The organism is Variovorax sp. 20P10.2.4, assembly GCF_058244205.1.
Genome location: NZ_JBZAYE010000460.1, coordinates 1 through 5,971 on the forward strand (window position 1 = coordinate 1; position 5,971 = coordinate 5,971).

A 5,971-nucleotide genomic window follows, 5' to 3' on the forward strand; every position below is an offset into this window, starting at 1 on the left:
GAGCACGCCCGCGACGGAAGCGCCGCCGAGGGACTTGAGCCAATGGCGACGGGAGGTGGCCGGCGGCGAGGCCGGCAGGGGTGCCGCCGTGGCGGCGGCATGGTTCGAACTCGGCATGATATGAACTCCTTGTTGACGTATCAACGAAATGTTGAATTTCTGGGCGCACCTTGCCCTACAGTTGCCGCGTCGTTTCGGGCGGACCCCAGGGCCGGCCGGACCTGCAAGACATGTGCCAGAATCAACGCCAGATCAAGTATTCAACAGTTTGTTGAAATCAAGGATCAGGGCTTTCACTCCCCTTCGACCTTCCTTCGACTTCCGCGTCCATGCCAGCCACCCGCAAGACCGCCGAGATCTCCAGCACCCGTTCGACCGCGCAGCAGCCGCCGGCTCCGCGCGCACGCCAGCGCGCGGCCAAACCCTCGAAGGCCGCGACGGTGTCGCCGGCCATCGCCGAGGAGCGCCGGCGCATCGTCGAGGTGCTCAAGCCCGTGGTGGAGATGATGGGGCGCATGCTCGGGCCGAACACCGAACTGGTGCTGCACGACCTGACGCAGCCCGATGCCTCGGTGGTCGCGATCGCCAACGGCCATGTGTCGGGCCGCAAGGTCGGCAGCACCATCCTCAGCGGCCCGAAGGACGACCGCGCCTTCGGCGCCGCCTGGTCGGCCGCCACCGACCTCTCGGGCAGCGGGCACTCGGTGGTCAACGTCTATCCCACGCTGACCGGCACCGGCACGCCGCTGAAGTCGGCCACCGTGATCTACCGCGATGCCGACGGCACGCCCTTCGCGGCGCTGTGCATGAATGCCGACCTCACCGTGTTCAAGCTCGCCCATGCCTGGCTCGAGCATGCGATCCAGGGCGCGCCGGCGCCTGCGGTCACGCCCGAGTCGCGCGAGGAATCGCCCGACATGGACCTGCTGATGGGCGAGATCATCCGTTCGGCGATCCGCACCTTCGGCAAGCCGGTGCAGCTCATGAACAAGGAGGAGAAGGTGCACGCCGTCGAGGAGATGCTGCGGCGCGGCCTGTTCATCGTGAAGGGCAGCGTGGGCCGCGCGGCGGCGGCGCTCGACATGTCGCGCTTCTCGATCTACAACTACCTCGACGAGATTCGCAAGCGCGAGGGGTTCACGAAGTAGGACCGGGGTCGCGCAGGGTGCAACGCTACGGCGCCACCACCAGCTTCCCCCCACGCACCTGATAGATCGTCACCGTGCCCCGCAGGTTGTCCCCGCGTGCATCGAACGCGATCGGACCGATCAGCCCGGTGAGCGTCACGCCCGCGAGCTTCGGTCCGTACACCGCGGGATCGGTGGAGCCAGCCTTCTTCATCGCTTCCACCAGCACCATCACCGCGTCGTAGGCATAGGGCGCGAACACGATCACGTCGGCGCCGAAGCGCGCCTTGTAGCGCTGGTTGAAGGCCGCGAAGGCGGCCATGGCCTCGCGTGGCGCGCCGGCCTGCGAGCAGTAGGCGCCCTCGTTGGCGCCGGCCGCGAGCTTGCTCCATTCGCCGGTGCACACGCCGTCGCCCGCGATGAAGGTCGCACTCAGGCCGAGCTGCTTCATCTGCCGGTTGACCAGCGCAGCCTGCGCGTCGGCGCCCGCGTAGACGATCACGTCGGGCTTGAGGCCGCGCAGGGTGGTGAGGATGGCCGAGAAGTCGGTCGCGCGGTCGGTGCCGAACTCGCGCTTGAGCACCTTGACCTGCGCCTTGCCGAGGTCGGCAACCACCTGGTCGGCCAGGCCCTGGCCGTAGGCGGTGCGGTCGTCGATCACGGCGGCGGTCTTCGCCTTCAGCGTGCGCGCGACGTAGCCGGCGATGCCGTCGGCCTGCTGCACGTCGGTGGCCATGAGCCGCGCGGCGAACCGGTAGCCGGCGCGCGTGTACTGCGGGTTGGTCGCGGCCGGCGCGACCTGCGGGATGCCGGCATCGTTGTAGACGCGGGCCGCGGGAATGGTGGTGCCCGAGTTGAGGTGGCCGACGACGCCGTTGACCTGCATATCGGCCAGCTTCTGCGCCACGGTGGTGGCGCTGGCGGGATCGGCCCGGTCGTCCTCGACCACCGCCTCGAAGCGCAGCCGGCGGCCGCCGATCGCGAGGCCCTGCGCGTTGAGGTCCTCGATGGCGAGCCGCGCGCCGTTCTCCATGTCCTTGCCGAGATGGGCGATGGCACCGGTCAGCGGCGCGGCGATGCCGATGCGCACGGGCGCATCCTGCGCCTGCGCGGTGGTGGCGATGGCGACGACGAGCGAGGCGAGGGCGTGGCGTACAGCGGGATTCATGCGCGGCTCCGTGGGGCGGGTGGATCGGGAGGATCAGGAAGGGACCCCGCCGCGAGGTCGCGAGGCCTCGGTTAGAGTAGGCCGTCCGGACGGAATAAATTTCGCTGTTTCGCCCGGCTGCGTACAGGGCAGGCGGACGAAACATGCGCGAGGCGCGGGTGTTTCGAACGAACCATTTTTCTTTTGCGGGCGATGCCGACATGGCCAGAACCAAATCCGAGAACTTCGACGACATCCGGGCCACGATCCTCGACGTGGCCGCGTCCCTCTTCGCCAAGAACGGCTTTCGCAACACCAACATCATCGACATCGGCGCGGCCTGCAATGCGTCGAAGTCGCGCATGTACCACTACTTCCCGTCCAAGGAAGCGATGCTCGCGGAGATGCTCGGCGAGCACGTGAGCGCGCTGGTGGCGATCGCCTCGGACCTGGTGTCGGCGCCCATCGATCCGCGCGCGCGGTTGCGCAACTACTTCCTCGCGCATCTCAAGTACTACTACGAGCAGCGCGACCGCCACACCGTGCTGATCGAGGACGTCTACCACCTGCCCGAAGAGGTGCGCGCGCAGGTGAATGCCAACGAACAGAAGCTGGTGGGCTTCCTGTGCGCGCTGCTGCGCGAGATCAACGCGCAGAAGTTCAAGGACCGCCAGGCCGCGACCACGCACGCGATGCTGATGTACGGCATGCTGAACTGGACCTACACCTGGTACCAACCCACCGGGCGCCTGAGCCTCGAGACGCTGGCCGACCAGGCGAGCGACATGTGCCTGCACGGCATCGTGTAGAGCCGATTCGAATCGCGGCCGGCGCCGCCGCTCAGTCGTCCGGCGCCGCGAGAAAGGCCGCGATCTCCGTGGCCACCAGTTCGGTGGCCTCCAGCGGCAGCCAGTGCCCGTAACCGCGATAGCGGCGCACGGTGCGCGCGCCGAAGCGGTCGGCGAACTCCGGCGCGATGTAGGGATCGTCGTCGCTCCAGAGCACCTGCATGGGCATATGCGTCGCTAGCGCGCGCAGCGCCTCGTCCCAGCCCGCGAAGTCGGACAGCTCGAGCGCGCGGAAGAAGCGCAGCGCCATCCGCTTCATCGACGGCGTGATGCGGTCGTGGATGCGATCGACCTGCTCGGCCGTGAGCCGGCTCGCGCCCTTGCGCATCTCGCGCGCGAAGGCACGCCGGCTCGTGAGCTGCTGTACCAGTTCGCCGAGCCATGGCGTGCGCCAGAGCCGGTGCAGTGGCGTCCAGCGGTAGTCGGGCGAGAAGGAGGTGTTGAAGATCGTGATGCGGCGAACGCTCTGCGGATGCCTGACCGCCCAGGCCAGGCCGAAGCTTCCGCCGATGTCGTGCACGACCAGGTTCAAGGGCTCCTGCAGGTTCAGTTGCTGCACGAGCGCGTCGACGAAGCGGGCGAGCGACTCGAGCGAGCAATCGAAGCCGGGCGCGGCCGTCGACTGACCATAGCCCGGCAGGTCCGGCACGATGCAGCGATGGTGCGGCCGCAGCCGGTCGACGAGGCCTCGCCACAGCGCGCCGGTGTCGGGATTGCCGTGGAGGAACAGCACCGGCGTTCCGGTGCCCTCGTCGAGCACGTGGATGCGGGAACCGTCGACGTCGATGGCCGGCATGGCGGTCCTAGGCCTGCGGGGCGTTCGCGCCCGCGACGATGAAGCGCAGCATGTGCTCGAGCACGCTCTCGAAGCCGGGCGCCGCATCGAGCTTGCCGGCGAGCTGCAGCGACACCGCGCCGTGGATCGCGCTCCAGAACACGCGGCCCAGCAGGCGCGCGTCGCCCGCGACGGCGCCTTCGGCGACCAGCCCTTCGAGCGGCGCCGTCATGATCCGCTCGGCGCGCTGCGCGGCCCGTGCGAGCTCCGGAAAGCGCGACACCTCGGGGTGCGGCAGGCCGAACATCAGCTTGTAGGCCCCGGGGTTGTCGAAGGCGAAGCGCAGGTAGGCGGCGCGCACGGCGGCCGAGCGCTCATGCGCGTTGCCGGGTGCGTCGAAGGCCGTTTCCAGGGCCAGCGAGAAGCGGTCGAGCGCTGCGGCGGTGACGGCCGCGAGGATCTCGTTCTTGTCGCGGAAGTAGCGGTAGGGCGTCATGGCACTGCAACCGAGTTGCTGTGCCAGCTGGCGCACCGTGACGCCGTCGATGCCGTGCTCGGCGAACGAGCGTTCGGCAACCGCCAGCAGGCGGCGGCGGAAGTCCTGGATCTCTTCGTCCGACAGGGTCTTGGGCATGAATTTTTTTTCGATTTACGCAATAAATGTACGACGTAAATTTATCTTGCGCAATCCCGGCATGCGGATGCCGACGCGCGATGCGTCAGCCTTCGAGCGCTTGCCGCGGTGCGAAGCAGCCGGCCAGCCAGGCCGCCAGCGACGTGAGCGCCGGCTCCTGCGCGCGGCGGCGCAGCACGCACAGCGAGATCCGGTCGCCGCTGCTCGTGAAGCCCAGCGGCGCCACGATGGAACCCTGCGCGATCTCCTCCTGCACCAGCACCGAGGGCGCGATGCCCACGCCCAGCCCGGCGATCGCGGCCTGGATCATGTAGACCCACTGGCCGAACGAACGCCGGGGCCGCAACTGCGCGGCATCCAGGCCCTGGGCCGTGGCCCAGATCTCCCAGCCGGCCGGGTAGGAGTCGGTGCTCAGCAGGGGCCGCGACAGCAGGTCGCGCGGCGTGGCCAGGGACCCGACCTGCGCCGGCGTGCAGATCGGCCCGATGTCGTTGTCGGCCAGCAGGATCTCGCTCACCTCGCGCGGATGCGTCCCGCGGCCGCAGTAGACCAGTGCATCGACGTGCCCCGCGCGCAGCCGGCCGAGGTCGCTGCCGGTCTGCAGGTTGAGCACGACCTGGGGATGCCGCGCCTCGAAATCGTCGAGCCGCGGGATCAGCCACTGCAGCATGAAGCTGCCGGGGCAGGCCAGCGTCAGCGCCGTGGCGGGCCGCTGGCCGCGGATCTCGGCGCAGACCTGGCCGATGTCGTCGAGCGCCCGCGCGGTGCTGGCGAACAGCCGCCGGCCGGCGTCGGTCAGCGTCACGCCCGCGGCATGGCGGTCGAACAGCTTGCAGCCCAGCCACGATTCGATGAGCCGGAGCTGGTGGCTCACCGCGCTGTGCGTGACGTTGAGCCGGTCGGCTGCGCCGACCACGCTGCCGGCCTGCGCGGCCGCGGCGAAGGCGCGCAGGGCCGTCAGCGGGGGGAGTTGCTGGAGGTCCATGGTGTGAATTGATTTCACGGCCAGTGTAGAGAAGGATCGCTGGCGAAGGCGCGCGGAGCGGCTTATCTTGAGCGGCTTCCGCTCCATTCCCTGCCCACCGTCAGCCATGTCCTCGAACGCCTCGCCGCGCGGCACCGCCGTCCTTCTGCTCGCGATCGTCATCGGTGCCTGGGGCGTCAACTGGAGCGTCGGCAAGGTGGTGCTGGAACACGTCACGCCGATCTGGGCCACCACGCTGCGCATGGTGCCGGCGTGCATCGTGCTGTGGGTGGTGCTGCCGGCCTCGGGCCGGCTGGGCGTGCCGACGCGGCACGACCTGCCGGTGATCCTGAGCGTCGGCCTGCTGCACATGGTGGCCTTCTCGGTGCTGGCCGCGCTGGGCCTGCAGTACCTGAGCGCGGGCCGCTCGGTGGTGCTGGCCTACACCACGCCGCTGTGGGTGCTGCCCGCGGCCC

General features: G+C 69.2%; 7 protein-coding genes. 3 read left to right on the plus strand and 4 right to left on the minus strand.

Annotated features, from left to right (window positions below):
- Positions 1–329 precede the first annotated feature (329 nt).
- Positions 330–1,148, plus strand: coding sequence for a helix-turn-helix transcriptional regulator (locus tag AC27VN_RS30175; protein ID WP_490878936.1), 819 nt, complete (start codon positions 330–332; stop codon positions 1,146–1,148).
- 25 nt (positions 1,149–1,173) lie between these two features.
- On the opposite strand, the gene AC27VN_RS30180 is transcribed toward AC27VN_RS30175, so the two are convergent.
- Positions 1,174–2,295, minus strand: coding sequence for a branched-chain amino acid ABC transporter substrate-binding protein (locus tag AC27VN_RS30180; RefSeq protein WP_490878937.1), 1,122 nt, complete (start codon positions 2,293–2,295; stop codon positions 1,174–1,176).
- 200 nt (positions 2,296–2,495) lie between these two features.
- Here AC27VN_RS30180 and AC27VN_RS30185 point away from each other — a divergent pair, with 200 nt between their 5' ends.
- Entirely contained in the window at positions 2,496–3,083 is a 588-nt protein-coding gene (locus AC27VN_RS30185) for a TetR/AcrR family transcriptional regulator (RefSeq protein WP_093352991.1), read from the plus strand.
- Positions 3,084–3,114: 31 nt separating this feature from the next.
- Here AC27VN_RS30185 and AC27VN_RS30190 read toward each other — a convergent pair whose 3' ends face one another.
- The 3 genes from AC27VN_RS30190 to AC27VN_RS30200 all read right to left on the minus strand — a co-directional run bounded on the left by AC27VN_RS30190 (position 3,115) and on the right by AC27VN_RS30200 (position 5,516).
- The gene (locus AC27VN_RS30190) at positions 3,115–3,918 is read right to left on the minus strand and encodes an alpha/beta fold hydrolase (protein WP_490878938.1); all 804 of its coding nucleotides are present in this window, start codon (positions 3,916–3,918) and stop codon (positions 3,115–3,117) included.
- 7 nt (positions 3,919–3,925) lie between these two features.
- A complete protein-coding gene (locus tag AC27VN_RS30195) occupies positions 3,926–4,531 on the minus strand; it encodes a TetR/AcrR family transcriptional regulator (RefSeq protein ID WP_490878939.1) in 606 nt (201 codons plus the stop codon).
- Positions 4,532–4,616: 85 nt separating this feature from the next.
- Positions 4,617–5,516, minus strand: coding sequence for a LysR substrate-binding domain-containing protein (locus AC27VN_RS30200; RefSeq protein WP_490878940.1), 900 nt, complete (start codon positions 5,514–5,516; stop codon positions 4,617–4,619).
- Positions 5,517–5,622: 106 nt separating this feature from the next.
- Here AC27VN_RS30200 and AC27VN_RS30205 point away from each other — a divergent pair.
- On the plus strand, positions 5,623–5,971 hold a 349-nt coding region (locus AC27VN_RS30205; protein ID WP_490878941.1), incomplete at its 3' end, for an EamA family transporter.

Excerpts from the sequence above, each read along its gene's own strand:
- AC27VN_RS30200 (WP_490878940.1), bottom strand. The coding sequence starts at position 5,516 with ATGGACCTCCAGCAACTCCCCCCGCTGACGGCCCTGCGCGCCTTCGCC.
- AC27VN_RS30195 (WP_490878939.1), bottom strand. The coding sequence starts at position 4,531 with ATGCCCAAGACCCTGTCGGACGAAGAGATCCAGGACTTCCGCCGCCGC.
- AC27VN_RS30185 (WP_093352991.1), top strand. The coding sequence starts at position 2,496 with ATGGCCAGAACCAAATCCGAGAACTTCGACGACATCCGGGCCACGATC.
- AC27VN_RS30180 (WP_490878937.1), bottom strand. The coding sequence starts at position 2,295 with ATGAATCCCGCTGTACGCCACGCCCTCGCCTCGCTCGTCGTCGCCATC.
- AC27VN_RS30175 (WP_490878936.1), top strand. The coding sequence starts at position 330 with ATGCCAGCCACCCGCAAGACCGCCGAGATCTCCAGCACCCGTTCGACC.
- AC27VN_RS30190 (WP_490878938.1), bottom strand. The coding sequence starts at position 3,918 with ATGCCGGCCATCGACGTCGACGGTTCCCGCATCCACGTGCTCGACGAG.